Annotated in this window: 23 protein-coding genes and 4 pseudogenes; 12 read left to right on the forward strand and 15 right to left on the reverse strand. The window is 67.3% G+C overall.

Annotated elements, in window-relative coordinates; translation table 11 throughout:
- Nucleotides 1–112: 112 nt before the first annotated feature.
- On the reverse strand, nt 113–439 hold the full coding sequence (locus tag KKZ08_RS00110) for a hypothetical protein (RefSeq protein ID WP_223772451.1): 327 nt from the start codon (nt 437–439) through the stop codon (nt 113–115).
- Nucleotides 440–738: 299 nt separating this feature from the next.
- Between KKZ08_RS00110 and KKZ08_RS00115 the strand changes: the two genes are divergently transcribed.
- Together KKZ08_RS00115 and KKZ08_RS00120 are read left to right on the forward strand one after the other, a co-directional pair.
- Nucleotides 739–2001 (forward strand): hypothetical protein, encoded by a 1263-nt coding sequence (locus tag KKZ08_RS00115; RefSeq protein ID WP_223772452.1) that lies wholly within the window; start codon nt 739–741, stop codon nt 1999–2001.
- 287 nt (nt 2002–2288) lie between these two features.
- On the forward strand, nt 2289–3485 hold the full coding sequence (locus KKZ08_RS00120; RefSeq protein ID WP_223772453.1) for an SGNH/GDSL hydrolase family protein: 1197 nt from the start codon (nt 2289–2291) through the stop codon (nt 3483–3485).
- On the opposite strand, the pseudogene KKZ08_RS00125 reads toward KKZ08_RS00120, so the two are convergent.
- Nucleotides 3443–3979 (reverse strand): annotated as a pseudogene (locus KKZ08_RS00125) (IS5 family transposase); the annotation flags it as partial. The gene KKZ08_RS00120 and the pseudogene KKZ08_RS00125 overlap by 43 nt on opposite strands.
- Between KKZ08_RS00125 and KKZ08_RS00130 the strand changes: the two are divergent.
- The 3 genes from KKZ08_RS00130 (at nt 3945) to KKZ08_RS00140 (ending at nt 5277) form a co-directional block, all read left to right on the forward strand.
- Nucleotides 3945–4112, forward strand: coding sequence for an ATP-binding protein (locus tag KKZ08_RS00130; RefSeq protein ID WP_223779364.1), 168 nt, complete (start codon nt 3945–3947; stop codon nt 4110–4112). The pseudogene KKZ08_RS00125 and the gene KKZ08_RS00130 overlap by 35 nt on opposite strands.
- A 149-nt stretch (nt 4113–4261) precedes the next feature.
- Nucleotides 4262–4456, forward strand: a complete 195-nt coding sequence (locus KKZ08_RS00135; protein WP_223772454.1) for a hypothetical protein — start codon at nt 4262–4264, stop codon at nt 4454–4456.
- A 44-nt stretch (nt 4457–4500) separates the two neighbouring features.
- The gene (locus KKZ08_RS00140) at nt 4501–5277 is read left to right on the forward strand and encodes a class I SAM-dependent methyltransferase (protein WP_223772455.1); all 777 of its coding nucleotides are present in this window, start codon (nt 4501–4503) and stop codon (nt 5275–5277) included.
- Nucleotides 5278–5333: 56 nt separating this feature from the next.
- Here the strand turns inward: KKZ08_RS00140 and istB are convergent, their stop codons facing one another.
- From istB to KKZ08_RS00165, 5 genes and pseudogenes are all read right to left on the reverse strand, one after another.
- Nucleotides 5334–6128 (reverse strand): IS21-like element helper ATPase IstB, encoded by a 795-nt coding sequence (istB, locus tag KKZ08_RS00145; RefSeq protein WP_223772456.1) that lies wholly within the window; start codon nt 6126–6128, stop codon nt 5334–5336.
- Nucleotides 6125–7757, reverse strand: a pseudogene (istA, locus tag KKZ08_RS00150) (IS21 family transposase). Before istA ends, istB begins: the two are co-directional and overlap by 4 nt.
- A 243-nt stretch (nt 7758–8000) precedes the next feature.
- Nucleotides 8001–8375: a DUF1707 domain-containing protein gene (locus tag KKZ08_RS00155; RefSeq protein ID WP_223772457.1), complete on the reverse strand. Its 375-nt coding sequence runs from the start codon at nt 8373–8375 to the stop codon at nt 8001–8003.
- Entirely contained in the window at nt 8372–8956 is a 585-nt protein-coding gene (locus tag KKZ08_RS00160) for a winged helix-turn-helix domain-containing protein (protein WP_223772458.1), read from the reverse strand. The genes KKZ08_RS00155 and KKZ08_RS00160 overlap by 4 nt, the downstream gene beginning before the upstream one ends.
- A gap of 153 nt (nt 8957–9109) precedes the next feature.
- Nucleotides 9110–9631, reverse strand: a pseudogene (locus KKZ08_RS00165) (ATP-binding protein); the annotation flags it as partial.
- A gap of 31 nt (nt 9632–9662) precedes the next feature.
- Here KKZ08_RS00165 and KKZ08_RS00170 point away from each other — a divergent pair.
- Together KKZ08_RS00170 and KKZ08_RS00180 are read left to right on the forward strand one after the other, a co-directional pair.
- A pseudogene (locus tag KKZ08_RS00170) lies at nt 9663–10010 on the forward strand (IS5/IS1182 family transposase); the annotation flags it as partial.
- Between the two features lie 801 nt (nt 10011–10811).
- Nucleotides 10812–11237: a hypothetical protein gene (locus KKZ08_RS00180; RefSeq protein ID WP_223772459.1), complete on the forward strand. Its 426-nt coding sequence runs from the start codon at nt 10812–10814 to the stop codon at nt 11235–11237.
- Nucleotides 11238–11446: 209 nt separating this feature from the next.
- Here KKZ08_RS00180 and KKZ08_RS00185 read toward each other — a convergent pair whose 3' ends face one another.
- The 3 genes from KKZ08_RS00185 to KKZ08_RS00195 all read right to left on the reverse strand — a co-directional run bounded on the left by KKZ08_RS00185 (nt 11447) and on the right by KKZ08_RS00195 (nt 13869).
- Nucleotides 11447–11749, reverse strand: a complete 303-nt coding sequence (locus KKZ08_RS00185; protein ID WP_223772460.1) for a hypothetical protein — start codon at nt 11747–11749, stop codon at nt 11447–11449.
- Entirely contained in the window at nt 11743–12105 is a 363-nt protein-coding gene (locus tag KKZ08_RS00190) for a hypothetical protein (RefSeq protein WP_223772461.1), read from the reverse strand. Before KKZ08_RS00190 ends, KKZ08_RS00185 begins: the two co-directional genes overlap by 7 nt.
- A gap of 1077 nt (nt 12106–13182) precedes the next feature.
- Nucleotides 13183–13869, reverse strand: a complete 687-nt coding sequence (locus KKZ08_RS00195) for a restriction endonuclease (RefSeq protein WP_223772462.1) — start codon at nt 13867–13869, stop codon at nt 13183–13185.
- 592 nt (nt 13870–14461) lie between these two features.
- Here KKZ08_RS00195 and KKZ08_RS00200 point away from each other — a divergent pair.
- Complete coding sequence (locus KKZ08_RS00200) at nt 14462–15262, forward strand: ParA family protein (protein ID WP_223772463.1); 801 nt, start codon at nt 14462–14464, stop codon at nt 15260–15262.
- Nucleotides 15263–15852: 590 nt separating this feature from the next.
- Here KKZ08_RS00200 and KKZ08_RS00205 read toward each other — a convergent pair.
- From KKZ08_RS00205 to KKZ08_RS00215, 3 genes are all read right to left on the reverse strand, one after another.
- Nucleotides 15853–18528, reverse strand: coding sequence for a hypothetical protein (locus KKZ08_RS00205; protein ID WP_223772464.1), 2676 nt, complete (start codon nt 18526–18528; stop codon nt 15853–15855).
- Nucleotides 18529–18618: 90 nt separating this feature from the next.
- The gene (locus tag KKZ08_RS00210) at nt 18619–18999 is read right to left on the reverse strand and encodes a hypothetical protein (RefSeq protein ID WP_223772465.1); all 381 of its coding nucleotides are present in this window, start codon (nt 18997–18999) and stop codon (nt 18619–18621) included.
- Nucleotides 19000–19011: 12 nt separating this feature from the next.
- Nucleotides 19012–19536 (reverse strand): hypothetical protein, encoded by a 525-nt coding sequence (locus KKZ08_RS00215; RefSeq protein WP_223772466.1) that lies wholly within the window; start codon nt 19534–19536, stop codon nt 19012–19014.
- A 113-nt stretch (nt 19537–19649) separates the two neighbouring features.
- On the opposite strand from KKZ08_RS00215, the gene KKZ08_RS00220 reads away from it, so the two are divergent.
- From KKZ08_RS00220 to KKZ08_RS00235, 4 genes are all read left to right on the forward strand, one after another.
- Nucleotides 19650–19955: a hypothetical protein gene (locus tag KKZ08_RS00220; protein WP_223772467.1), complete on the forward strand. Its 306-nt coding sequence runs from the start codon at nt 19650–19652 to the stop codon at nt 19953–19955.
- Nucleotides 19956–20498: 543 nt separating this feature from the next.
- On the forward strand, nt 20499–21239 hold the full coding sequence (locus KKZ08_RS00225) for a hypothetical protein (RefSeq protein ID WP_223772468.1): 741 nt from the start codon (nt 20499–20501) through the stop codon (nt 21237–21239).
- Nucleotides 21240–21250: 11 nt separating this feature from the next.
- Complete coding sequence (locus KKZ08_RS00230) at nt 21251–21706, forward strand: hypothetical protein (protein WP_223772469.1); 456 nt, start codon at nt 21251–21253, stop codon at nt 21704–21706.
- Nucleotides 21684–22334 carry a hypothetical protein gene (locus tag KKZ08_RS00235; protein WP_223772470.1) on the forward strand — a complete coding sequence of 217 codons (651 nt, stop codon included), beginning with the start codon at nt 21684–21686 and terminating at the stop codon, nt 22332–22334. Before KKZ08_RS00230 ends, KKZ08_RS00235 begins: the two co-directional genes overlap by 23 nt.
- A gap of 397 nt (nt 22335–22731) precedes the next feature.
- Here KKZ08_RS00235 and KKZ08_RS00240 read toward each other — a convergent pair whose 3' ends face one another.
- Both KKZ08_RS00240 and KKZ08_RS00245 read right to left on the reverse strand, forming a co-directional pair.
- Nucleotides 22732–23787 (reverse strand): hypothetical protein, encoded by a 1056-nt coding sequence (locus tag KKZ08_RS00240; RefSeq protein ID WP_223772471.1) that lies wholly within the window; start codon nt 23785–23787, stop codon nt 22732–22734.
- A 10-nt stretch (nt 23788–23797) separates the two neighbouring features.
- Nucleotides 23798–24274 (reverse strand): hypothetical protein, encoded by a 477-nt coding sequence (locus KKZ08_RS00245; RefSeq protein WP_223772472.1) that lies wholly within the window; start codon nt 24272–24274, stop codon nt 23798–23800.
- Nucleotides 24275–24496 lie beyond the last annotated feature (222 nt).

A 24496-nucleotide genomic window follows, 5' to 3' on the forward strand; every position in this document is an offset into this window, starting at 1 on the left:
ACACGTGAGCGACTCAGGTCGAGGCACCGTTCGAGGCCGGAAGATAAAAAGCAAGCTTAGACAGTGTCTTCAAAAGGTCACTGCTGGTGGCTCACGGTGTCGTGATACGCCGTCAGGCGCGGATCATCACCGAGACTCCGGCAGGCTTGGTGCGGGTCTGGCCCCTGCGCAGGTAGGGATCTCCCCACTCCTCGAAGAGGCTCGTGCACGAGGCGTCGGTCAGATAGGCGTAGTCGTCGAGCCTGTTGGTGAAGGTGACATCGCCCTTGGTGGGGTCGCTCTTGATGCAGGTCCGAGTGGGCGGGTTGTTGTAGACCGTCGTCTGGCCGCCCTGTGCGACGTACACCTGTCCGGTGGCCGCGCCAGCCGACGTGGTCAGCCCGACGGTGAGTAGGCCGGCGGCGGCCAGCGTACCGACCGAGGTGAGGATCCTGCGCATGTGATGACTCCTCGTGATCGTCTGGTGCTGCGTTCTGGCGCCTGCCGGGACCGTAAGGGCTGATGCGCCGTTCAGGAGCGGGCCGTCCCCCGAACGAAGGGCAGCGAATTGTTGCGTTTCGGAGCGTGTGGTGCGCGCCTTGGCAGTGGCTGTGCGCTGCTGTGTGACGTCTGCGCAGTGCGGGGTTGCGGTGGCGAAGCGGTACCGCCATACGGGTGATTCGGCGGGCAAAGGCACACCGGCGTTGTGGAGCCGCCGGTACACCGGTCACACGGACCGAACTGTTCAAGGGGGCTGTTATGGCAACGTCAAGGCGCCGTTTTCTGGGAATCGGAATCTCCGTGGCCGGTGCGGCGGTAGCTGGCGGCACGCTGGGCGTCGAGGTCGCCGGGGCCGCGTCCCTGGCCGCTCCGGTGTCGCAGAGCCCCGACAGCATCCGCGGTATCAAGTGGCGCACGGTGCGCCGCCCGGCGCAGCCGGGTGACAACTTCGACACCTTCGGTGTCCGGTTCGACACCCAGGGCCTGTCCTACCGCACGGCGGTCGCGTCGCTGTTCAACAACGACTTCAAGACGGTGGTGCTGCGTGTCGCGAACATGGGCGACCTGCCCCGCGGCACCACGAAGAAGCAGCGCAACGACGAGATCATCAAGGTGCTGGGCGAGCTCAACCGCCGCGGCATGAAGGTCTACCTGTGGAAGCGGCAGTGGCTGCAGCGCAGCGACCGTTCCTGGGGTGCCTACAACCGGCACCCGGGGGCGGACGAGTTCATCGCCGACATGAGCGCCCTGATCCAGCGCGCGAAGCGTGAGGGGGTCGCCGGATCGCTGCAGGGCGTGATGCCGGTGGAGACCAACCTGAACAACTGCGCCGAGGTCCGCAACCGCGCTCTGTACATCGCCCGGGGCATCAACGCCCACACCGGCAACTGGCTCAGGACCCACACCCTGATGGTCCCCGGCGCCGGTATGGGGCCGTACTTCAAGGGCATCCACAACGGCGGCACCACGTGGCTGCAGCAGATGCGCGCGCAGACCGGCCGCTTCGCCTTCCTCTACAAGCACATGATCAGCCACCCCGAGAACGTGTGCCGGCTCGGCCGACTGAACAACCAGTGGCTGGCCAACGTCGGCTACGAGGCGAAGAAGACGGTCGACGAGCAGATCCGATTCCTGCGCACCACGATGGGCGTGGCCGATCTCGAACGCTACCTGCACGGACACCGCGCTCAGTTCCCCAACCACACCCACGTGGTGTTCTGGGGCGACATCGGCGACGGCATCTTCAGCATGTCGGCTCTCGACAACCAGCCGAGGTGGAACTACAACACCGTCCGCGCCCTGCACAAGCTGCTCGTCAAGCAGAACCACTGGCACGGGCACTTCTTCAACTTCCCCTTCACCTACAAGGGAGCCACCCGCACCGACCTGTGGGGCTACCTCATCACCGTCGACCGCCGAAACGGCTACGCCCGCGCCAAGAACCACCAGTGGAACCGCGCGAAGACCCACTCCGTGTGGAACGAGTGGCACGCGTGGTCACGCGAGAACGCCGCCTTCTGACACCTCACAGCGACATCCGCCAGCCTGGAGCACACCCCTCTCGTCTCGGCCTCCTGCCGGCCGATGCCGCCAGCGGCCTCCGGATGCCCTGACGTAGCTGTGAGACGCGGCAACTCACCGCAGGGGTCCATCAAGTTGCCTCGCACCACCCCAGCCCGCACACCTCGACCGATGGAACGTGACCCATGAAACTGAGAGCGACGAGAATCCTGGCGCTGTTCCTGGCGGGCGCAGCGGCAGTAAGCACCGTGGCCGCCGGACCGCTTTCACCAGCGGCAGCAACACCGATGCCCGACAGCGCCGCGGAACGTCCCAGCGCTGCTCCTGCGGTGTTCTGGCGGGGCAGCTGGGCCGCCGCGCAGCAGCCCCTTAACCCGAACGTTCCCGGCTGGGCGCGCCAGGGCTTCGCCAACCAGTCGGTGCGCCAAGTCGTCCGGCTCACCATGGGCGGCACGATGGTGCGGGTACGGCTGTCCAACCTGTACGGCACCACGCCCCTGCGGCTGACCGGCGCCACCATCGCCCGCACCGCCTCCGGCGCGGCCGTCAAACGCGGCTCCCAGCGCAACCTCACCTTCGCCAGCCGGCAGTGGGCCCAGATCCCCGCGGGCAGGGAACTGAACAGCGACCCGCTGCGCATGAGCACCACGGCGAAGGAGAAGCTCACCGTCACCCTGTACTTCGCCCAACGCACCGGCCCCGCGACCTACCACAGCCAGGCCATCGCCAACGGCTACCGGGCTGAGGGCGACCACCGTGTCGACCCCGGCGGCGGAGCGTACACACGAACCGCACAGAACTGGTACTACCTCACCCGGCTCGACGTCCGCGGCGTCCAGGCACAACCACGCAGCGGCATCGTCGCCCTGGGCGACTCCCTCACCGACGGAGTTCGCTCCACCCGCAACGCGAACAACCGCTACCCCGACCAGCTCGCCGAACGCCTGATCAACAACAGGACCCCCCGCCCTGTCCTCAACGCCGGCATCAGCTCCAACCGGCTGCTGACCAAGTCTCCCTGCGGTGGGGAATCGGCCATGGCACGCTTCCGGCGGGACGTCGTCCTCCAGCCCGGAACACGGACGGTGATCGTGCTCGTAGGCACCAACGACATCCGCCAGCAAGCAGGAACCACTCGGTGCGCCCAGGGCGCGCCCAGGATCACCGCCCAGCGACTGATCGACGGTCACCGCTACCTGATCAAGTGGGCTCACGAACGGGGCCTGAAAGCCGTCGGCGCCACCCTTCCGCCCTGCAGCTGCATCGGCACCAACGAGACCATCCGCACGCAGCTCAACCAGTGGATCCGCCGCACCGCCGGCACCAGCAGCGGCTACGACGCCCTGGCCGACTTCGACCGCGCCCTGGCCAACCCCAACCGGCCCTACACCCTGCGCCCCGCCTACGACAGCAGCGACCACGTCCACCCCAACGACGCCGGCTACCAGCGCATGGCCCAAGCCGTCCCGCTCAGGCAACTGTGAACAACAGGATCTCTTCGAATGGCACGCCACATCAGGACTGAGGCGAGGGTGACGGCATCTTCGCGGGAGTGGGTGGTCTTGTCGTAGCGGGTGGCGTGCCCCGCCACTGCTTCAAGCGTTGAAGGACCGTTCCACGACGCTGCGGTGCGTGTAGATCTCGCGGTCGAAGGCCGGCGGGCGGCCGCCGCGGCTGCCTCGCCGGGCCCGGTTGCGGATCTGGTCGGCCCGCTCGGGAATCGTGTGCGGTATGCCCCGTCGGCGGAGCCAGGCGCGGATCGCCTTGGAGCTGTAGCCCTTGTCTGCCAGGACGTGATCGGGCCGGTGCGGGGTCTTCCCGGTCCGATCCTGGGCACTCGGATCGCTTCCATCACGGCGGTGAACCGGGTGCAGTCGTTGGCGTTGCCGCCCGTGACGACGAAGGCGAGAGGCCGGCCCCGGCTGTCACAGGCCAGGTGAATCTTGCTGGTCAGCCCGTCTCTGGACCGGCCCATCGCCCACGCCCTGGTCACCGCACACACCGGCCACATCACCCTTGACACGGCTCCCGGTCACGGCTGCGCCTTCCGCATCCTGCTGCCCCTGCCCGACCTGCCGCAGACCCCAACCACCGACGCGACCGGTTACTGAACGGTTACACCGTGCGTGCTGTTCGGCCCCGAAGGACACCTTGTCGCGGAGCTGCCGCTCGATCACACCACGCACGAGCGCCTCGCCCGCGCCGTGCTGGCGTGGTCCGAACCCGGCGCACTGCAGCCCGACACCTATGAACACCCGGGTTGCTGCTCTCCGCACCCGCCCGCGCGGTCGCCGACGACGTCGACGCGCTGGCCGGCAGGCCGTCTGGCTTCGTTCACGTTCAGCAGCAGCGTTTGTCGATGGGTTTCGACAGCAGGCGACGATCAACGCGCTCGGAGATGTTCACGGGGAATGACGGCACGGTCGTCGGCGAGGGCGTTCGTGCGGGCCGCTGAGGCGACCAGCGCCTCCAGACGATCAGGCCCGGTAGCCTCTGGCCATGCCTGAGACATCGGTGGCGCACTTTTACGACGAACTGGCCGACGACTACCACTTGATCTACTCAGACTGGGACGCCAGCATTCGCCGGCAAGGGGACGCTCTCGACGCCCTTATCGGTCAGGATGGCGTCGAGGTGCTCGATTGTTCCTGCGGAATCGGCACGCAGGCCATCGGCCTTGCGCTCCGCGGGCACCGCGTCACCGGCACCGATCTCAGCCCGCGCGCCATCGCCCGCGCCAGCCGTGAGGCCGCCCGCCGGAGCCTCAGTCTGTGCACGGCGGCTGCCGACATGCGACGCCTCCCGTTTCCCGACGGTCGGTTCGATGTCGTCGTCTGCGCTGACAACTCGCTGCCCCACCTGCTGACCGAGCAGGATGTGCGCGCCGCCCTGGCCGCGATGCGTCGCGTGCTGCGCCCTGACGGTCTGCTGCTGGTCAGCACACGCCACTACGACGACCTGTTGCGTGACCACCCCGTTTCGACGCCCCCACAAGTCCACCGGACCGCCGCCTGCGCCGACGACGGAGAACGAACGGTCACCTTCCAGCTCTGGCACTGGCACGACGACGGAGAGCACTACGACCTGGAGCACTTCCAACTTCTTCCGGCAGGCGGAGAATGGCACGTCCAGGTCCGCCGGACCACCTACTGGGCCCTCAGCCAGGACCGGTTGGCTGGCCTCGCAGCTGAGGCCGGCTTTGTCGACGTCCGGTGGCGGATGCCGCAAGAGACAGGCTTCTTCCAGCCGCTGCTTATGGCCCGCGTCGGCGATTAAGCGATTTTCTTGACCGTCGGCCGTGAGGGCAGCGGTCGAGCCAGAACCGGTAGGTGTCAGCCAGCTTTGGCGGGTTGCTCGGCTCGTGCCCGGGTGCTGGCGAGGCGGTAGGAGTCGGTGCCGGTCTCGATGATGGTGCCGTTGAAGGTCAGGCGGTCGACGATGGCCGCGCAGAGCCGCGGGTCGGTGAAGGTCTTCGTCCAGCCGCCGAAGGACTCGTTGGAGGCGATGGCGACGCTGTTCTTCTCCTCACGTTCCGTCAGGACCTGGAAGAGCAGTTCGGCGCCGTGGCGGTCGAGTTCCATGTAGCCGAGTTCGTCGATGCAGAGCAGGTCGACGCGACCGTAGCGGGCGATCGTCTTGTTCAGCTGCTTCTCGTCCGCGGCCTCGACCAGCTCGTTGACCAGTTTCGTGGCCAGCGTGTAGCGGACCCGGTAGCCCTTCATCGCTGCCTCGGTGCCCAGAGCGATGAGCATGTGCGACTTGCCGGTGCCGGAGTCGCCGATCAGGCAGAGCGGCTGTCCCTTCTTGATCCACTCGCAGGAGGCGAGGGTGTGGATGGTGGCCGGGTCGATGTTCGGGTTGGAGTCGAAGTCGAAGGTCCGAAGCGACTTCTCCCTCGGGAAGCCGGCCGCCTTGATCCTGCGTTCCGAGCGGCGACGCGCCCGATCGTCACACTCGGTCATCAGCAGCTCGGCGAGGAAGCGGTAGGTCATCTGGTCCTTGACCGCCCGGTCGGCGATGTCGGGGAACTCGTTGCGGATCGACGGCAGCCGCAGCATGCGGCAGGCGGTGTCGATGGCGGCGTCGGCGGCCTGCTCGGTCAAGCCTCGCTGGCGGGGCAGGGTCACTGGGCTTCTCCCTCTGGGTGGGCGCCGCCGCTGGCGCGACGGCGTCGGAGCAACTGGTCATAGGGGGTCACCGAGGGCAGCGGCCTGGTGTCCGGCGGAAGGTGGGCAAGGCGCCACTCGTGCAGAAACGTCACGGTCGCCGACCCCGAGGCTCCGGCCGGCAGAGCGGCCGGTGGTTCGTCTTCGGCCTGGGCGGCCTTGCGGGCCTCCAGCGCGACCGCGTCCGCGGTCAGGGCCCCGGCCCGCAAGGCGGTGGCCAGCCCGGCGACCAGGTGCTCGTGCGGGATGTGCCGGGCCAGCAGCAGCACCTCGATCAGGGCCCGGGTGCCGTCCCGCTCGCCGTGGACCCTGCGGGCCTGAGCCCACCAGGCATCATGGACCGGAGTGAACTTGCCCGCCGAGCGGGCCTGTTCGAGTGCCGTGGCGCCGGGAAAGGCACCAGGCTTGCGGATCAGGGCCTCGAGATAGTGGTCCAGCTCCAGACGGCAACTGGCCTTGGCGATCAGCCGCTCATGCCGGGCGAGCGACTTCCACGTTCTGGTCGTAAACCACCAGGTGGGAGGCGTGCAGCACGACCCGGACCCGTCTGCCGATCAGACGGACGGGCACCGAGTAGCGGTTGGTGCGGACCGTGATCTGGCTGTAGCGGTCGACCCTGGGGGTGAACACCCGACCGGTCTCGAACGGCTCATCCGGCAGCGGCATCAGCAGCGGCTGTTCGACGGCGAAGTACTCGTCGATGGTCCGCGGCCTCGAGCCGATCCGGCGCCGGCCGTCGTGCAGGTCCCACTGCTCGACCATCTCGTTCAGCTCAGCCAGCGAGGAAACCTCCGGCACCGGCGTGAAGTGGTTGCGGCGGAAGTAGCCGATCTGCCCCTCGACCCCACCCTTCTCGTGGGCGCCGTCGATGCCCGGGCGGCAGTAGAAGCTCTCGATGCCGAAGTGGGAGCGGAAGGCGATCCACCGGTCTGTTTCCACCCGTGCTCGGCTCAGGCCCAGCACCTGGGCGACGGCGGCCTTGAGGTTGTCGTAGCGGACCCGACCCCGCGGGACACCGCCCAGCACCCGCAGCGCGTGCACGTGGCCCTCGAAGAAGGCTTCCTGGCCGGCCGAGGCGAACACGCGGTGGACAGCCTTGCCGGAATACGACAGGCGGAAGGAGAACAGGTAGCAGGTCACCAGTTCGCCGGCGAGCCGCACGGCCACGTCACCGAAGTCGACTTCCGCCTCCATGCCGGGCGGGTGGGTCTGCGGGACGAACGCTTCGATGGGAGCCTTGCCCGCCGCCACCGCGATCTGCGGCTTGCGGTCGGCGACATAGCGCCTGACCATCGGATACGACACGTCGGCGCCATGTTCCTCGACCAGCCGGTGGAAGATCCGGGTCACCGTGTGCCGCTGCTTGCGCGGCGCATCCAGGTCCGCCCTCAGAATCCCGTCGATCACCGCCTTGTACGGATCCAGCGCCGACGGCCGCGGCGGCAGCGGCTTGCGCGGCTCCGGCCACGCGGAGTTCAGGGCCTTGCGCACCGTCCGCCAGGCGACGTTGTACTTGCGCTCCAGCTCCCGCATCGTCATGCCGGCCCGGTGGTCGCGCCGGATCGCCGCGTACAGCTCGACCTTCGACATCTGCGGCATGACCAGGACCTTTCACCGGCAACACCCCGATGCTGTCCTGGCAAGTACCCCGGCGCTGACAAAACTCGTGAACATCACCCGACCGTGGATCTGGGCGCCTCCCAAACCCATGTACATCCGCTGACGCGGCTCGTGAACAAAGCCAGCACGATCAATGTCGATGAGAATTGATGCCACTCGGCCTTGGGGAATGTCAGTGACAGCGGATATCAGCAAGACCGATCCTGGTGCTCGCTACGGATCTCCGTGTTCAGGACCGTCTTCCAGGGCCCGCGGCCGTGGGTGCCTTCGACGTGCCGCGCGCTGGCAGATGAGCCAGTAGACGAGCGCCGCAGGTGGCGCAGTGCACAGCAAGATGATCAGCAGGCGGGAGTCGATCCCGGGAGTGGGTGACGCGGGTTCGTCCACCTCGCTCGGCAGGTCCCTCACGAGGGCATCGAGTTGATCGCGAGTACGTGCTTCGCAGGCCATGGCCACACGTTCTTCGAGCTCGGGCAGCGTCAGCCGGCCAACCGCGTAGTGGTGTTGCAGTTGAGCCTCGACCCGGTCGCGCTCGGCGTCCGAGGCTCGTAAGACGGGGCTGGCAGGAGACTCTTCGCTGTCATTCATGACGGCCTCTCAGACTCAGAGGCAGCGGTGTCCGAGGGCGGGCGGTCTTGCAGGTCGACGACCGCGATAGCCACCCGCGTCCAGACTCCTGGGGCGTCGTGGTCCCCGAACCGGGTCGTGAGCTGTTCTATGTGGCCGCGTAGTTCGGCCAGCGCCTTATCAGTCAGCCGCAGTGCACCGCGGTGGAGGTCGACCTCCCGGCGGCCGCCAGCCTGCTTGGACCGGTAGGCGGCGCTGATGTCGGCCCGGGTGGCGTCCAGCATCGAGCCGAGGAACTCGACCATCTCTTCCGGGCTCGCGGCATCGCTGGGCGGTTCCGTGACCGCGGGGGCATAGACCCGCTCGACCTTGCCGCGGGCCAGCGGCCGGTATTCGGCGATCTCGATCAGCCCGGCCCGTTCGAGCTGACCTAGGTGGTAGTAGAGCCGGTCCGGCGGAAGGTCGGCACGGTCGGCAAGCTCACGTGCGGATTGCGGCATCTCCCACAGTGCTTCCAAGAGCCGGATGCGCAGGGGATCGGCGAGCGCCTTGTGCACACCGTGCCACCGCCGGGGTGATGTGTCGGGAACCTGTGAACTCATCGACCTGCCTATCCTCATTGCACTGATCTCTATTGGTTGGAAAATTCTACAACCAATAGGAGAGGTCAGCCAGTTGGAGCTGGCGATGCCCAGTTGAGCAATGAGCTTCCGTCGCCCCGGGCACGGGGCCGGTGAAGTGCTCGGTCTGCTGCCTCAGCTGATGGCGGCCTCCTGGGCTTGGGCCTTTGCGTGGGCGAGGCGGTAGGAGTCAGTGCCGGTCTGGATGATCGCGCCGTTGAAGGTGAGGCGGTCGACGATGGCCGCGCACAATCGCGGGTCGGTGAAGGTCTTCGTCCAGCCGGAGAACGACTCGTTGGAGGCGATGGCGACGCTGTTCTTCTCTTCGCGCTCGGTCAGCACCTGGAACAGCAGCTCGGCGCCGTGCCGGTCGAGTTCCATGTAGCCGAGCTCATCGATGCATAAGAGGTCGACGCGGCCGTAGCGGGCGATGGTCTTGGTCAGCTGCTTCTCGTCTGCGGCCTCGACCAGTTCGTTGACGAGCTTGGTGGCCAGGACGTATCGGACGCGGAAGCCCTGCATGGCGGCCTCGGTGCCAAGTGCGATCAACAGGTGGGATTTGCCGGTGCCGGAGTCGCCGATCAGGCAGAGCGGCTCGCCCTTCTTGACCCATTCGCAGGTCGCGAGAGTGTTGACTGTGGCCGCATCGACGCTGGGTGGCCGCATCCAGCTTCTTCGTGGCCCGGGTCAGCGCCTTGTCTGGCGCCTGCGGCTCACCCACCCGCAGATCACCCAGATCTGGGCGGACTCCGCCTACGCCCGTGACCTGCTGCCCGCCTGGACCGCAGACCACTTGTGGTTGTCGCTGCGGCCCGTGCTGCGGCCCAAGGGCACCCGTGGCTTCGTCGTCCTGCCCCGCCGCTGGAAAGTCGAACGCTCCCTCGGCTGGATCATGAACGCCCGCCGCAACGCGCGAGACTACGAACGTCTTCCTCAGCACTCCGAAGCCCACCTCAACTGGGCGTTCATCACCCTCATGGCACGGCGCCTGACCCGCAAGAGCCCTACCGCTTCTTGGGCCAAGAAGCTCGATTAGAGCCCGGCATCGACGATCGCAACAAGGAGAGCTGATAGGCAGTTTCAGCCGATTCGGTTTCCGCGAAGCCGGGAATGGCGAGGCATTGTCGCGCCAGGGCGGACAAGCTCCCACTACCCGCTTGTTCACCTGTCTGTGGTGTGTGACGGTCCAGAGGTGCATGAGCATCGCACCGAACACGGCGAGGGGGCCTGGATCAGGCCCTTCCCTGCGAACCCAGCGGGCTGCAATGGTGCCGCCCACAGACGGGGCCTGCTCGATTCCGTGCCATAAGGGGTCCGGAGCGGCATAGACCACGGTGCCGACATGAGCGTGAATGAGAGCACCGCTACAGAGAAGACACGGCTCCAGCGTGGTGAAAAGACGGTGGTCCTCATACCGGCGCCGGGACGACAACTGAGCCAGCACATTGATCTCTGCGTGGGCGATGGCGGTCCCCGAGAGCTGCCCTGGTGGGGCAACTGTCTCCTGGCTGCGGTTTCGCCCGCTGGCCACCACCTCACCATCGGCATTGATCAATGCGGCTCCGATGGGCCGACTGCCCGCCCTGAACGCCTCCCACGCCAACTCGAAGGGCAGTTGCCAGATCGCTGGCAGCGTTGCTGTTTCGTCACCAGGCATGCTCCGATTCTGCCCGTCCTGAAGGCCCGGGGAGAGCTACGCAGGTGATCCACCGGTTATCTCTGCTCAACCATGTTGAAAGACAACTATTAAGGGTCAAAAGGTTATGCAATTCCCAGGGGGCACCGTGAAAGGGCCGGATCAGCCCCCTTGTCAGTGGTCGTTGCGAGGATGCTCGCCGTGACGCCATTGCTTCTTACTGACATCGAGCGCGCTGTTCACAGCAGCTGGGATGCTGACACGAGCCCGCCGGAGTTCCGGTCACGATGGCGCCCGGACAACCCAGCCCGGGGCCAGTGCGGAGTCACCGCCATGGTCCTCAACGACCTGCTCGGCGGCGAACTGATTCGGGGTGAGGTCCAGGTCAACGGCCAGCGCAGGGATTACCACTGGTGGAATCGCGTAGGACTGGGGGTCGAGATTGACCTCACCCGAGAGCAGTTCCGGCCGGAGGAGATCGTCACCGGCGGAACGGTCATCCCTCGGCCGCCCATGACCGAGTGGCGCCGGCTACGTGAGGAGTACGAGCTCCTCCGCAGCCGTGTACTGGAGAAGCTCAACTCGCTTCCCCCCATGGCGAACGAGTTGTCTCGCCTGGTCAGTTGACCCCGGGAGGCCGGGGTCCGCGCGGCGCTTGTGCGGCAGGTGGCTGGCGTCGCCAGGGTGCGCGACAGTGCCGAAGTCGCCGCCTGTCTCGCCGGGCCAAGGACTGTACCCGCCGACTGGCCACGCTGGTCTTCACCGATCCAACCGGCGACCCGCCGAGGCGGCCCCGCCGTCCAGCATGCCGCCTACTCCTGGAGGAAGAGAAACACCTACTTACGTTTGCCGTCCTTGACCGCGAGGTTGTGGGCCGGGGGCTGGGGGACGGCCTTCTCGTACACGCACTTCGAGGCAGCGCCCCCGCCGCTTTTGCCTCCACGGTGGGCAGGCCGGGCCGCGCTGCCCGGCCCGGCCGGGGCGGCGGCCAAGTCGCGGGCGCAGACGGTGACGATGACCGCGCTGTTGTCGCAGCCCGCCTTGCCCGACCCGCCGTCAGCCGAGGCGGCCGGGGCGGTCAGGAAGCAGACAACGGCGGCCAGCGCGAGCGCGGCAGGGGCCGCGGCGCGGCTCAGCATCGCTGGTCCCCGTGCGGGGTGTACTCGGTGACCATCCACCCCTTGTCCCACTTCTCGACCGTGGCGGTGGCCTTGTAACGGCGCGGCTGGGCCTTCGGCAGCGGGATGCTCTCGCCGCTCTTGACGCGCTTGGCCTTCCACCGGCTGACATCCACACAGTCGGCCACCGTGGCGGTGGGCTGCTCGGCGTCCAGGTCGAGCTTGTCGACCCTCGCGTCGTGCCCGAGCGAGCCGCCGCCGACGGTGCCGGCCTTGCTCATCGCGCGCAGGTCCAGCTCGAACGTTGACAGGGCGTTCAACGCAGCGTACTTCGGCACGTCCGTGCCCTTGAGCGAGCCCTTCTCGTAGGCGGCCATCTGCGCCTCTCACATACGGGAGTAGACATCGAGAACCTTGGCCTTCTCCCTTGCCTGCGGGTCCTCGGCATCGGCGGAGGACGACGACGAGGACGAGATGTCCGGGACGGGTTCAGCAGAGGCTGACGGGCCGTCTGCGGCCTTGCTGTCGCCGTCGCTTCCCCCACATGCCGCCAGGGCGAGAGAGAGCGTGAGAGCGCCGCACAGCGACGCCGTACGGCAGGTGGAGCGGGTGGTCACAGATCCCCCCGAGGGATGGAACGGCCAGTGTGCCGATCACCGTAACGCGGTGTACCGGGGGGATCACAGGGGTTACGAAGCGGCCAGGGATGTCACACGTGACGGGCCGTGGAACCCCGCCCCGGCCCTTCGTTGACGCAGGTCAGAGCATGTGACGTCACAGCCGATGTCCCACCAGCTGTCGGGGGTGTGACGCGCTTACCACCGCAGCCCCCGGCGATTGAAGACGGCTCTCAGCAGGGGGCCAGCCCTCTGGCCTGCGGTGGTAAGTACGGCTCCCGTCCGCACCCCTCGCGTGGTAAGCGGGCGGGACCGCCGGGGCGCCCTACGAGGCGCCGTACGAGGTGCTCTACGAGGCGTCCTACAAGGCGCCGTACGAGACGCCCTACGAGGCGCCTCATCCTTCAGCCGTCAAGGCAGAAAGCCGCTGCTCACAACGCTGGTCAAGGGGGTGCAGGCACGCCGACTACTTCCCTGAGAGACCCTCTGACTCCCGGGAAGTGATCGCCTGTGTCCCGATGTCCCGCCAGAACCCGCCGGGACACTCCGGTACTCGGTACCGGGGCCGTGGCGGACGATCCGGCCCGGATCGCCCGGGTCCTTCATGTCCCACACAATCCGCGACACCTTCGCCGTCGCAGTGACCGTGACGCCGCCGGCCGTCGCGGTCGCCGACTGCGGACCGTACGCCGTCTGGGTCGGCGCGGCGTGGTGCAGTAACCAGCCCCGGCGTGAGGTGTCCTCCCGCACATCGTGGGCGCGGCACTTACCGCAAGCTGGAGCCGGTTACCGCAGTTGTGACCGGCTTCAGCACGACGACGTGAACGACGGACCGGCTCAGCTCAGGGGTGTGGCGCGGCGCGGCGGCGGGATTTTCGGCAGGAGCTCCCACAGCGGCCGCGACCCGGCCGCCCACACCGCGAGCAGCTGCCGGTCGACCAGGTGCATGTGCAGCTGCTGCGCCAGCGGCGCGCAGCGGGTGGAGAAGCGGCCGTTGGTGACGACCAGGACGATGTCTGCGCCGTAGAGCTGGCGGGCGGTGCCGTTGACCCGCTGCAGATCGGGTGTTCCCACGGCTGAGCCCTGGGTGCCGTTTTGGCGGTGCTTGCATTGGATGACCCACTTGCGGCCCAGGGGGTCGGTGGCCAGGACGTCCGCGCCGTTGTCGCCGGCGCCGCCGATCTGGCGGGCGTCCCTGCAGCCGTCACGCTGCATGAGGTCGCGCACCGCGTACTCGAAGTCGCGGTGACCAAGGGCGTCCAGCTGCTGGAGCTGGTAGCGCAAGCCCTGTCGGCGGACGTTTTCCCATATCGCCCTCTGCCGCCGGTGATACAGCAGAGCTGCGCCTGTTCCGGTGCCTGCCAGTACCAGCAGGAGCAGCACCCACCAGTGCGCGAGCAGCCATGTCACCACGATGTACACCACTGCCGCTGCCGCCAGGAGCAGCAGGAGCTGGGTCTGCTGTCGCTGCTGGCGTTTGGTCTGCCGCCCTCGGCGGCGTCGTGCCGGTGCGGGCCGCGTCACCGTGCACTGTCCTTGGGTGAGAAGCGGATCGGGTAGGAGACCGTCGGTTTCGGCTTGGGCGGCTTCTTCCATCCGGGAAAGTGCACCGGGTAGACGGCCGTGGAGTGGGGCCGCGGCTTACCATCCCGTTGCGAGCCCGAGCCCGAACTCTTGCCCGTCGTGTTCCCGGCCCCGATCACGACCACGGCGACCACTGCCAGGATCGCCATCTCACGACGGCCTCCAGCAGCCCACCGCGAGTGCCCGCTGACCTTCGTGCCGTCCTTACGCCTGTACTCATTCACCCAGGGCACGCAGCCCTCCCTCCCCTACGGCTTCCCCGCCTCAAGAGCCATGCTGACAGCCGCCACTGACAACCGGTCAGCTCAAGTGCCGTGAGCTGGGAGTTCGGGCTTCGTTAGTTCACGCAGTCGTCTGCGTCCTGGCCTGAGCGCCCTTCGGGCGTTCCTCTTCGGCAAGCATCCGGCCGCATGACAGAGTGTTCACCGTCGTCCGCAGTAGCTGCTCCCGATGAGCGGTGAACCCGCGCGGACGGCGCTCCGCAGTACCCGGGTGCTACAGCGCTCTGGGGAAACAAACGGAAAAACCCGCCGTGGCAGAAGTCCGCGTGCAATTCGCCCAGAAGGGCGGGGTCGGCAAGACCCTCATCGGTATGAATCTCGCTGCCATAAACGCCCAGGCGTATGGCCGTGACGAGAACGGGGACGCTCAGGTGGCGGTGGCTGTCTGGGACCCGCAGTCGGATGCCCTGTGGTGGGCAAACCGGATGGCCGACCAGCCTTTCGACGTCATCAACATCGCGCACGACATGGACGCGATCAATGACCTCAAGGACTGGCCGTACCGGTACGTGTACGTCGACACGCCCGGCTTCATCCCGCTGAAGCCGGAACAGGTGGAGGCTGGCATGGACCCGCTGTCGGAGGAACCGCTGGGCGACATGCTCCGGGCGATCCTGGACCAAGCCACGCATGTCGTGGTGCCGATGATCACGGAGCCGCAATCGTTCAATGCCACCTGGCGAACGATCGAGCTCGTTCTGAAGCCGTACGGCAAGGACTACACGGTCGTCATCAACAACTGGCCGCCTCAGGAGGGTGAGGTCTATGTCGATGACACCCGTAGCTTCTGCGCGGACAACGGATGGCCGGTCGCCAAGACCGTGATCCGGCGCTACCGCGTGCACACCAACGCATCGGCCAATGGGCAGGTCTGCACGCAGTACAGGACCAACCAGGTGGCTTTGCAGGCCCGCTCGGACTTCATGGCTTTGGCCAATGAGCTGTCGCTCCACAGCACGGACCGGCTCCAGGACGGGCTGGCGAAGCTGCGCGCTCAACTGGCGGCGAAGACCCCGAGGCAGAAGGCGTCGAAGAACGAGGTGACGGCGTAATGGCACTGAAGGTTGGCGCCCAGGACGTCGGGAACCGCAGCACCGCGCAGGGGACTTCGAAGCAGCCGGGGAAGGCGTCGACGGCCCCCGCGCCGGACAAGCTCCTCTTCCAGCTCCCTCAGCAGATCCGCACGACTCTCGATGCAGAGCTGCCGGATGACACCGCTGAGCCGGCCGCCATCATTGAGGCGTGCGAGCTGCGCATCGACGCGGCCCTCACGGTCCAGAAGGCCATCGAGCACTACGGCAACGAGACGCTCTTCCGGTACGCCGGTCCGGCCGTGCGTCTGACGTACCGAACCAAGTCCTGGCAGCACAAAGTGGACCCGTCCACGGGCAAGCCGTTCCGCGGATTCAACCCCTGGTGCCGAGCGGCTGGTATCTCCAAGAGCGAGTCGTACCGGATGGTGAATGAGGAGCCGGTCGCAGACGCCCTGCGTTCGCTCAATCCGGGGCAGCTGAGCACGAAGCAGGTCGACGTGCTCGCCCCTGTGCTGCGGCAGCACGATGCTGCGCGGTGCCGCCGGGTGTGGGAGGTGGCGGTGAAGATGGGCTCTACCGACCACAAGACGCTGGTGAAGGCGCGGGACTCACTGGCCCTGGCCATCGCGGAGGAGCAGGGCGAGGACGGCCGCGAGCCCAGTGCCGGCGGTGAACGCGTTCCCGTGGTCCGCTTCCAGGCGGGCCGCTACGACCGTGATTCGGTGCGGACAGCGGTGCGCTCGGATCCGGAGCTCGCCCGCATCCTCGCTCGCGACATCTTGGAGGAGCTGAAGCAGTTGGAGGGTTCGGATAGCGCTGGCGGCTGACCTCGCCGCAGCGGATCTCGTCCGGAAGTGTCCCGCGCGGGACACTACCGGGAGGACCCAGTGTCCCGCGCGGGACACTTCCGGGGGCGGCCAGATGTCCCGCGCGGGACACTTCACTGCCCTCCAAAAACAGAAAAGCGGCCTCTGCCGCCCGTATCGGGGTCCGGGCGGCAGAGGCCGCTTCACGTGCTCAGGTAGAGGTTTGGGTTCAGGCGGCGTCTTCCTCACCGGTGAGCGCGGACGGATCGGCGCCCAGGGCGTACCGGCCACGCTGTTCCTTGCCGTTGAGGACCTCGAGGTGGATCTCGCCCTTGCGCTTGAGGGCGGACAAGGTGTTGGCGAGGGTGGATTCTTCGATGTCGAGCAGGGGCGCGAAGTCGGCCTTGTCGACGTAGTCGTAGTCGCCGCCGAGGTCCCGGATCGCTTCGAGGATCTTCTCTGCGGCGGTCTTGGCCTTGGGGGTCTTGGGGATGTCGACGCCGGAGAACGTTTTGGGTGCGGTGCTCTCGCCGTCGGTGTTGATCGGGTGGCGGCGATTTCGTGCCGGTGCTCCCAGTCGGGCCAGTCCGCGGGGTAAGCGATCCGGTCGTGGTCGACGTAGGGGGCGGCGGATTCGAGGATGAAGGTGCGCATCATCTCCGCGACGCCGCCGGGGCCGAGGGTGTAGCCCAGGCCGAAGGTGGAGCGCGGGTCCTGCAGCACGGTGTCTTCGGTGAAGACGAGCGGTTCCTCCACGTTCCAGGTCGCGGGGATCTGTCCGGGGTCGATGCCCTCGAAGCCGGTAGAGGCCAGGCTGGACTGGTCGGAGTCGGTGCGCAGCAGCACCAATGAGCCGCCCTGGATGAGGTTGGTGCGCAGCGGTGTGGAGCCGCCCAGCTTCTCGGCGTTGATGGCCTGGTTGACGATGCCGAGGGGGATGCCCAGGGAGCGGGACTTGGCTCCCATGGCCTCCAGGATGATTTTGGCTTCCCGCTTCTCGTCGTCGCCGAGCTCGGTGAGCGGCACGTGCGCCTCGTCCAGGAGCATGCGCACCCACGGGCGGTCGGGGGTGGCGATGAAGTTCTTCATGCCGAGCCGTCCGGACTCGGCGATGCGCCACTTCATCAGGGCGTATCCAACGCGCAGCGCTCCCATGCAGCCTTCTTCGCCCAGGCCTGAGTAGGCGGCCATCGAGACGATGTCGGGGTTGGAGGAGCCCTTGGGGTCGCCGTAGATGATGGCGTGGCCGTTGGCGTGGTCGGCGAGCGCGATGATCTGGCACAGGCCGCCCTTGCCGGATCCGGTGACGCCGGCGATGAAGATGTGCCGGGCGCCCAGAATCGGGTCGGTGAACTGCAGGCGGGCGGGGCGTCCGCTGACGTGGCGTCCGATCTGGACGTAGCCGCCCTTGGAGGCCTTCAGGACGTCGATGCCGGGGAAGGGGACGCCGTCCTCCAGCGGGTTGTGCTGCATGATGCGGATCTTGCCGCGTCGCGGGTCGCCGGGGACGCGGGTGTAGGCGCACAGCAGTGTGGTGGTGCGCAGGGCCCCGGCGAGGTCTTCGCGGTCGGGGACGGGCAGGCGGGCGGTGTCGTCGTCGGCGACGACGTAGGCGACTTCGCCGCCGGTCATCGGGTCCGGCTGGACTTCCTCGAGGTGGCTGCCCTTCATGACGCGGGGGGCGACCCACTTGGCCCAGGCGCCTTCCAGCGTGCTGGTGTCGAGGTCGGCGGGGGCGACCAGGTTGACGGTGATGCGCCGCTGTCCCGCGTGGGCTCCCTCGGCGAAGCGGATCCAGGCGGGGTCGACGCGGTATACGGAGGAGACGGTCTCCTTGGTGACGTTGACCGCGATGCCGGCGGGCGCGGTGATGGTGCCTGTCCACTGCTTGGGGCGCACCACGAGGTCGCTGAGGACCTGGCCCTTGTTGGTGCCGTTCTCCGGGTGGGAGATCGTCTTCGCCCAGGCCTGCATGATGAGCTGCCACTGGGTCGGCGGCAGCGTCGGCGCGTGCGCCGGCCGCGCCGGGAGATGGTGGGCGGTGTGCTTGCGGGCCAGGACCTTGCGGAGCTTGTAGGGGACCAGGGCAACCGCGGCCCACCAGCCCAGCGACACGATGCCCGGCACCGAGGGCAGCGTCAGCACCCCGGCCATCAGCGCGTCCGCGCCCTGGCCGCCGAGGAGTGTGCCGATGCCCAGCGCCATGCCGGTGGTGAGGGTGGAGATGCCCAGGCTCGTGCGGTGCGCGGCCAGGATGTCGGCACCGGGCAGCTCCTGGGCGAGCTGGGCGGGGATGCGGTTCATGTAGTTGGCGCCGGTCAGGGTGGCTGCGCCGAGGTAGGCGGCCGAGGCGGTGAAGGCGGCCCCGCCGTCCAGCCACGGGGCCAGGACGCCGGTGGCGACAGGGGCGAGGGACGCGGCGATCGCGACGGCACGCTCGGTCGAGGCGGGGCGCGCCGTGGTCGTGGTGGTGGACACAAGGACTCCTTACACGGGGTGGGGTGAGAGGGAAGGGGCGGGCCCGGGGGTAGATCCGGGCCCGCCCCTGGGCGGTGCTGCGGGGTGGGGCTACTCCTGGGTGAGCCAGTCGGCGTGGATGTCGTACTTGCCGATCAGGTTCGAGCGGTCCATGGCCTCCTGCAGGCCGCCGTAGGAGGTCTTGGCCTGGTCGGCGGCGGCTCGGGCCTGCTTGGCGGTGTCATCGGCGGCGGAGGCGAATTCGCTGGCGCCCTCGGACACACCGGCCGTGATCTTCATCAGGTCGCGGGTCTCGCCGATGGTCTCCGGGTCGACGGACTTGCCCGCGATCTGGTCGGCGAGGCGGCCGGTGTCCTTGGCGTCATCGTCGATGATCTTTGCTTGGGAGCGGATCTGTTCCGCGCTCTTGCCCAGGCTCTTCTCGTACGCCAGTACCTGGGCGCGGAGCTGCTTGTACGTCAGGTCGGACATGGCTGATGCCTCCTAGGCGGCCTGGTGTATCCGGCGTCGCGGAAGAACCGATGCCTGCAGCGGCGCGGGTTCGATGGGCCAGCTCTCGGCCTTGCCCGCCTGGATCTTGGCTTTCTCGGCGAGCTTGGTGAGGTGGCTGACGAGCTTCTCGCCGCCCTTGACGCCCTTGGCGTCCTCCAGGAGCTGCTCGATCTCCTGGGCCTGCTGCTCGGCGCCGGCCTGCAGCGCCTTGGTGGCTTCGGCGACCTTCGCCATGGCTTCGGACTTGGCCTCCAGGCGCCGCTGGAAGCCTTTGTAGGTGCGCACCTCCTTGCGGTTCATGCTCGTGCCGTCCCCGAGCGTCAGCTGCGAGGCGTCGATCTTGGCGACCTCGAGGGGTGTCGCATCGGCCATGTCCTGCTCCTTGTCGTCGGCCTGAGACTTCTTGTGCTTGTTGTGCGCGGCGTCCAGGCGCTGCTCGTCCTTCTTGCGGACCGCTTCCTGGTCGGCCCAGCCGTCCTTGACCCCGCGCCCGTAGGCCTTGACGTGGCCGTACACGCGGTTGGCGCGGACGCCGTCGCCGTGGCCGGTCTCGCGCGACTGGCGGGTGTCGTAGGGCTTGCCGTCGGCGCCGAGGAGGGGCTTGTGCTCCTGCCCCTTGTAGGGGGCCCTTGAAACGCATTGCTCTTTGTGGAGCGGCGCTCCTCGCGGTGGTTGGCTTCGCAGCCCTGCTGTGGCAGGGCCCTTGGTGGTTCGACGGAGGCCATTTGCGGCACACCCGGCTCCAGCCTGCGGACGGCGTCATCGTTACGGGTTTCCGCACAATGCTGGTCGCGTTGCTCGCGGGCGCCATCGCCAGCCTCGGCCTGTACTACACCCACCGGAGTCACCGCCTTGCCCGGCGGCAGTTCGAGCACACTCAAGAACAGTTCCGTCTGGCGCAGGAACAGTTCGTGCATGCCGAGGCTCAGTGGTGAAAAACCCCTCCCCGCAACAGCCTCCGGAGCGGAAACACGATCGTTGTTCTGAGAAGCAGGCGTGCTCGTGGATGCCGGCTGTGCCGTAGGCGCGGGCGCAGGTCCCGAGGAAGAGCTTCCGGCGTTCGAAGTGGCCAGACTGGGCCACCGACCGCTACACCGCGGTGCTGGAGGAAGTCATCCACGCCGAGGCCGACGGCAAGAAGCCTCCGCAGGTGGCCGCGGAGAGGCGTATCTGGGTGTGGCCTGATGCTGCCGCTTTGCCCCTTGAAGGTCTCTCCAACCTTCGATGAGCCAGCCGCACAGATTTAAACAATTGGGTGCACAACTATGGCGTTACCGCAGGTCACCAAGCAGCAAGAGGCCATTTCACGACCCTCCGTTCCAAGTGGGAGTTAGCGTTCCGATCACGCCGGTTCCAGTTGCACTGCACCGGGAGCCCCCTTGGTCTGGACTTCTTGACGCAAATAGCACTGTCCGTTTTGCGACGTTTCATAGTGTTAGTAGCGGTCTCGTGCCCGCCGGGGTGCGCCCTGGTTGCCTATGGTTACGGGCAGCAGTCGTTCGCTGCCTATCTACGTCTATAGGGGCGACATCAGCGACTTCGGCCCGCCCCCGACCAGGCTGGTCGGCACCCTGATGGCTCTGCCGCAGAAATTCTCTTCGTGCGATCCTCAGAGACGACCCATCCGGCCGTTCGCCAAGCCCAACCCGGCGGGCAACATCAGTCTCGGTGACGTCGCCGGCTGGGGCGGGGACCTGATGACGTTGTACGGCGAATGGCGGCGGGACCACGACTCCTACGCCTCCGGTGCCACCTACGTCAATGAGAAGATGGGAAAGATCGGTGTGGCCTCCACCTTCGGGTTCACCGACCTCGTCGAAGACGCCGACGGATACCTCATCGCCGAAGCCTTACGTGACGGTAAGACCATCGTCGAGGCGGTCCGCGATCACTACCGGGGCAGCGGCGGTCTCACCCGGTTCAGGGACTACCTGCACCAACGGTTCGGTGGCACCAAAAGTGAAGCAGCCGCTCAGGGGAAGAAGATCCTCACGGACATGTCCCTTAGTACGGACGGGACAATCCTGCAGAGCGGCCGCGCAGCCCTGATCCAAAAGTTCGGCGGAATACCCACCCTGATGCCCCACCTCCTCCCTGACGACCAGCTCAACGCGTGGTGCAACGCGTTCGGCAACAACCTCATGCAGCACGCCAACACGGAAACACTCCGGCGATCTCAGTACCAGGCCAATCAGCGACGCCTCCTTGGACCGAAGTAGCGTCAGGACGCATGGAACTCTTCGCACTCTTCGGCCCGCCCGCGATCACCCTCCTGCTGTTCATCATCGCAGCGTTCCCATACGCACTGTGGGTGACCAGGAGGAAGCCCACACGGTCGGCTCGCCTGGCTGCCGTCGGAAGTGCATTAGCTCTCGCCGCTTACGGTGCCGGGACCTTCTACGGTCTCGCCTATACGCACCCACTCGACCTCTGTGCAACGAAGACCGCCAGTGGCGACTACGTGGACGTTGGGCGGGACTACACCTTGACGTCAGCGACCATCCACCACTTCCCCCCTTCCGTTACCTGCCATTGGAGCAGCGGACACAGCACCAACGATGTGTCGTTCTGGACCACGCCCCTGCTTTATATGGGGCTGGCCTGTGCCACCGTCTGCTTCGCCCTGTTACTCATCAACCGCTCTCAGCGCAGAAGGGCCCCCCATGACAATGAGCTTGACGCGTAGACGGATGCTCAGCCTGGGGGCTGGCGCAGCGATAGCCGTCGCGGCCGCCGGCCCAGCGCAGGCCACTCCTAACACCAACGAGCGCGCCTGGACCAAACGAGAATCGGAAAACGGTTGGCCCATACTCGACCATGCCAGGAAGTTCCGGGTCGAAGGCACCAATGTCGATGTTTCCTTGCTGGAGGGGGACGTCGCAGCAGTTCTGCTCTACGTCGCGCGCCGGTTCGCCTATGAAGCCGACATGCTCATGCCGGGTGACCTCCAGGGGTACACGATGGAGCGTAAGTTCGCCTCGGCATTCGAGTCGAACTATCTGTCGGGCACGGCCATCGCGATCCGGCCCATGCACTACCCGCTGGGAGCTGACGTCAAGAACACCGGAATGAGCAGAGCTGAGCAGATCGTTGTTACAGACATACTTGCAGACTGCGAAGGCGTCATTGCGTGGGGCGGGCATCTTCAACCCGTGAAGCAGTCTCACTTCCAAATCGCCATCAGGCCTGGGGATTCTCGTCTTAAGGAACTCGCAGGCCGTATCCAGAGATGGGATATCACGCCGGGTAGGGGTGCGGGAACGATCGACGCCTTCGCGCCAGCGAGGCGACGCCGGGCAGCTCGATCCCGGTAGGTTCGGTGAGCACCAGTCCCGCCTCAAAAGGTAGGACGGGTTCTCATGCGCTTCCACGGGAAGAGCCATTGACGGCATCATCATCGGACGCCAGGCCGTACCGATCAGCGGCGTCTGCTGCGACGACCGAGCCAGCCGGTCAGCCGCGACCACCGACGACGTGGCGGCGGAGGCGGCGGCTGGGGAGGCACGGTGAGCACGGGCGGCAACGAATCGCCATGCCCTCGAGCGCGCCGCGGGTGAGCGTAGACGCGAGGAGGCCCGTACACGCTGTGCGTGTACGGGCCTCTGATCGAGCGCCGGGCAGGCCTTGCACCTGCATTTCCCCGCAGGAAGCGGGGCGTCTTTCCTTGGACCACCAACGCATTACCGGTTGCCGCGCGTTGTGGCGACCAGTTCAAGATCTACTGTATCGGACAGAGGGCTGAAGGTGCGACATGGGGCGGGCGTTGGGCGCGAAGGCCGAGGCGGGAGAGCGTGCCAGGGCGGCTCGGGCGCGGAAGCGTTTGAGATAGTAGGCCATGGCGGTACCGTTCGCACTGCTGGCGAGGATCGCCTTCTCCCAGCAGACAGCGACCGCATCCTTGAAGAACATCCGGGCTGAGGCCCTTTCGTGGTCGTCGGCGGTGACTTCCACCAACAAGCTCTCGGGGCCCTGCCTGCGCCCAGGTGCCGGAAGGTGGCCGGTGGCGCAGCCGCTCCGGTTGGGCAGTTCCTCGGCCGACACGGTCTCAGCGGCGTCGGGGCGGTCGCTCAGGGACGCCGCGAGGATGACCAGTTGCTCGACGAACTCGGGGCCCAGCACCGGGAACTCCAGGTCGGGGTGTTGGTCGTAGCTGGCGGTCACGGAAGCGGCGACGAATTCGATGACGGCCTGGGCTGCCTGGGTGCGCGGGCTCGTGCGGCTGAGCCGGCTCAGGACACGCAGAAGTGTGGCCAGGCTGGTGTCGGCGGTCATCACCTGGAAGGCCGGGGCGGGTTCGCCGGTGTCGGCGGTGTCACCGTCTTGCGGGCAATGGCCGACGGCCTGGTCCTGCCACAGTGCAGCGGCGTAGGTGTCACCGCGGGCGAGGTGTTGCAGGTAGAGGCAGTAGGAGGCGGCGGGGACGTCGCCGGCGCCTGCGGCGTACTGCCACCAGAAGCGGGCGCCGTCGTCAGCGCCGGCGAGCTGCAGGGTGCAGCCGAGGATCCAGGCGGCGCGCGGTTGGGGGACTTGTTCGGTGAGGAAGTCGGCGAACTGGTCGATGGTGCAGCGGGCGACGACCGCTTCACATAGGGCGGTGAGGTTCTGTGCGGCGCGGTCGTCAGCCGGCTGGGAACCCTCACCGTCCCGCAGCAGGAAGTCCTCGGTGAGTCCGGCGTAGCCGAGGTCGTCGTAGCCGACGACGTCGGAGGGGACGTGGGGGTGGGGCAGGAGCAGTGACTGGGCGAGGAGGGCGTCGACGGTGCTCATGATGGGGTGATCACTCCTGGGTTTCGGGATCGGGACGCAGTTCGTGCAGGGCCCCTCGGGCGTGGTGGTCCAGGGTGTGGGTGATGGCCGGCGGCAGGCCCACGATGCCGGGCACGGCGTCGGCGGGGATGCCGCACAGGTAGCGCAGGATGGTGACGTCCATCTGGTCCGGTGGCAGACGGGTGATGGTGTCGAAGAACTGGGCCTGGACGTCGATGCGGTGCAGGCGCTCGGCGAGGTCGGGGATGTCGGCCTGGACCACCGTGGAGAAGGCGGCCGCCCGCAGATCGGGTCGGCCGTCGGGCCGCTTGGGGGCGCAGGCCAGGACCCGGGAGCGCAGCAGCAGCCAGGCGTGGCGGGTCGTGTCCGGGGTGAGGGTGGCGGTGTCCCAGGTGAGCCATAGGATGTCGAGGTTTCCACGACGACTTGGCGGGCGCGCTGTTCGGACTGCAGGAAGGCGCGCGCGTAGGCGGTGTAGGGCTGCCACATGGCCTGAGTGAGACCGAGATGGGCGACGGGCTGGTCCTCCCCGGTGGGCGGCGGGACGGCGCGGATCCGGTTCTTGATCCAGTCCTTGTCCTTGTCGGCCTCCTCGGCGGCGGCTGCCCACAGCCGCAGCGCCGGGCTGACGGGGAGGTCCAGAGCGCGTATGACGCTGTAGGTGATCTCCCAGCCGGGGTAGTAGCCCTTGCCGCGCAGCAGTTCGGAG

Source organism: Streptomyces sp. 135 (genome assembly GCF_020026305.1).
GTDB lineage: Bacteria > Actinomycetota > Actinomycetes > Streptomycetales > Streptomycetaceae > Streptomyces.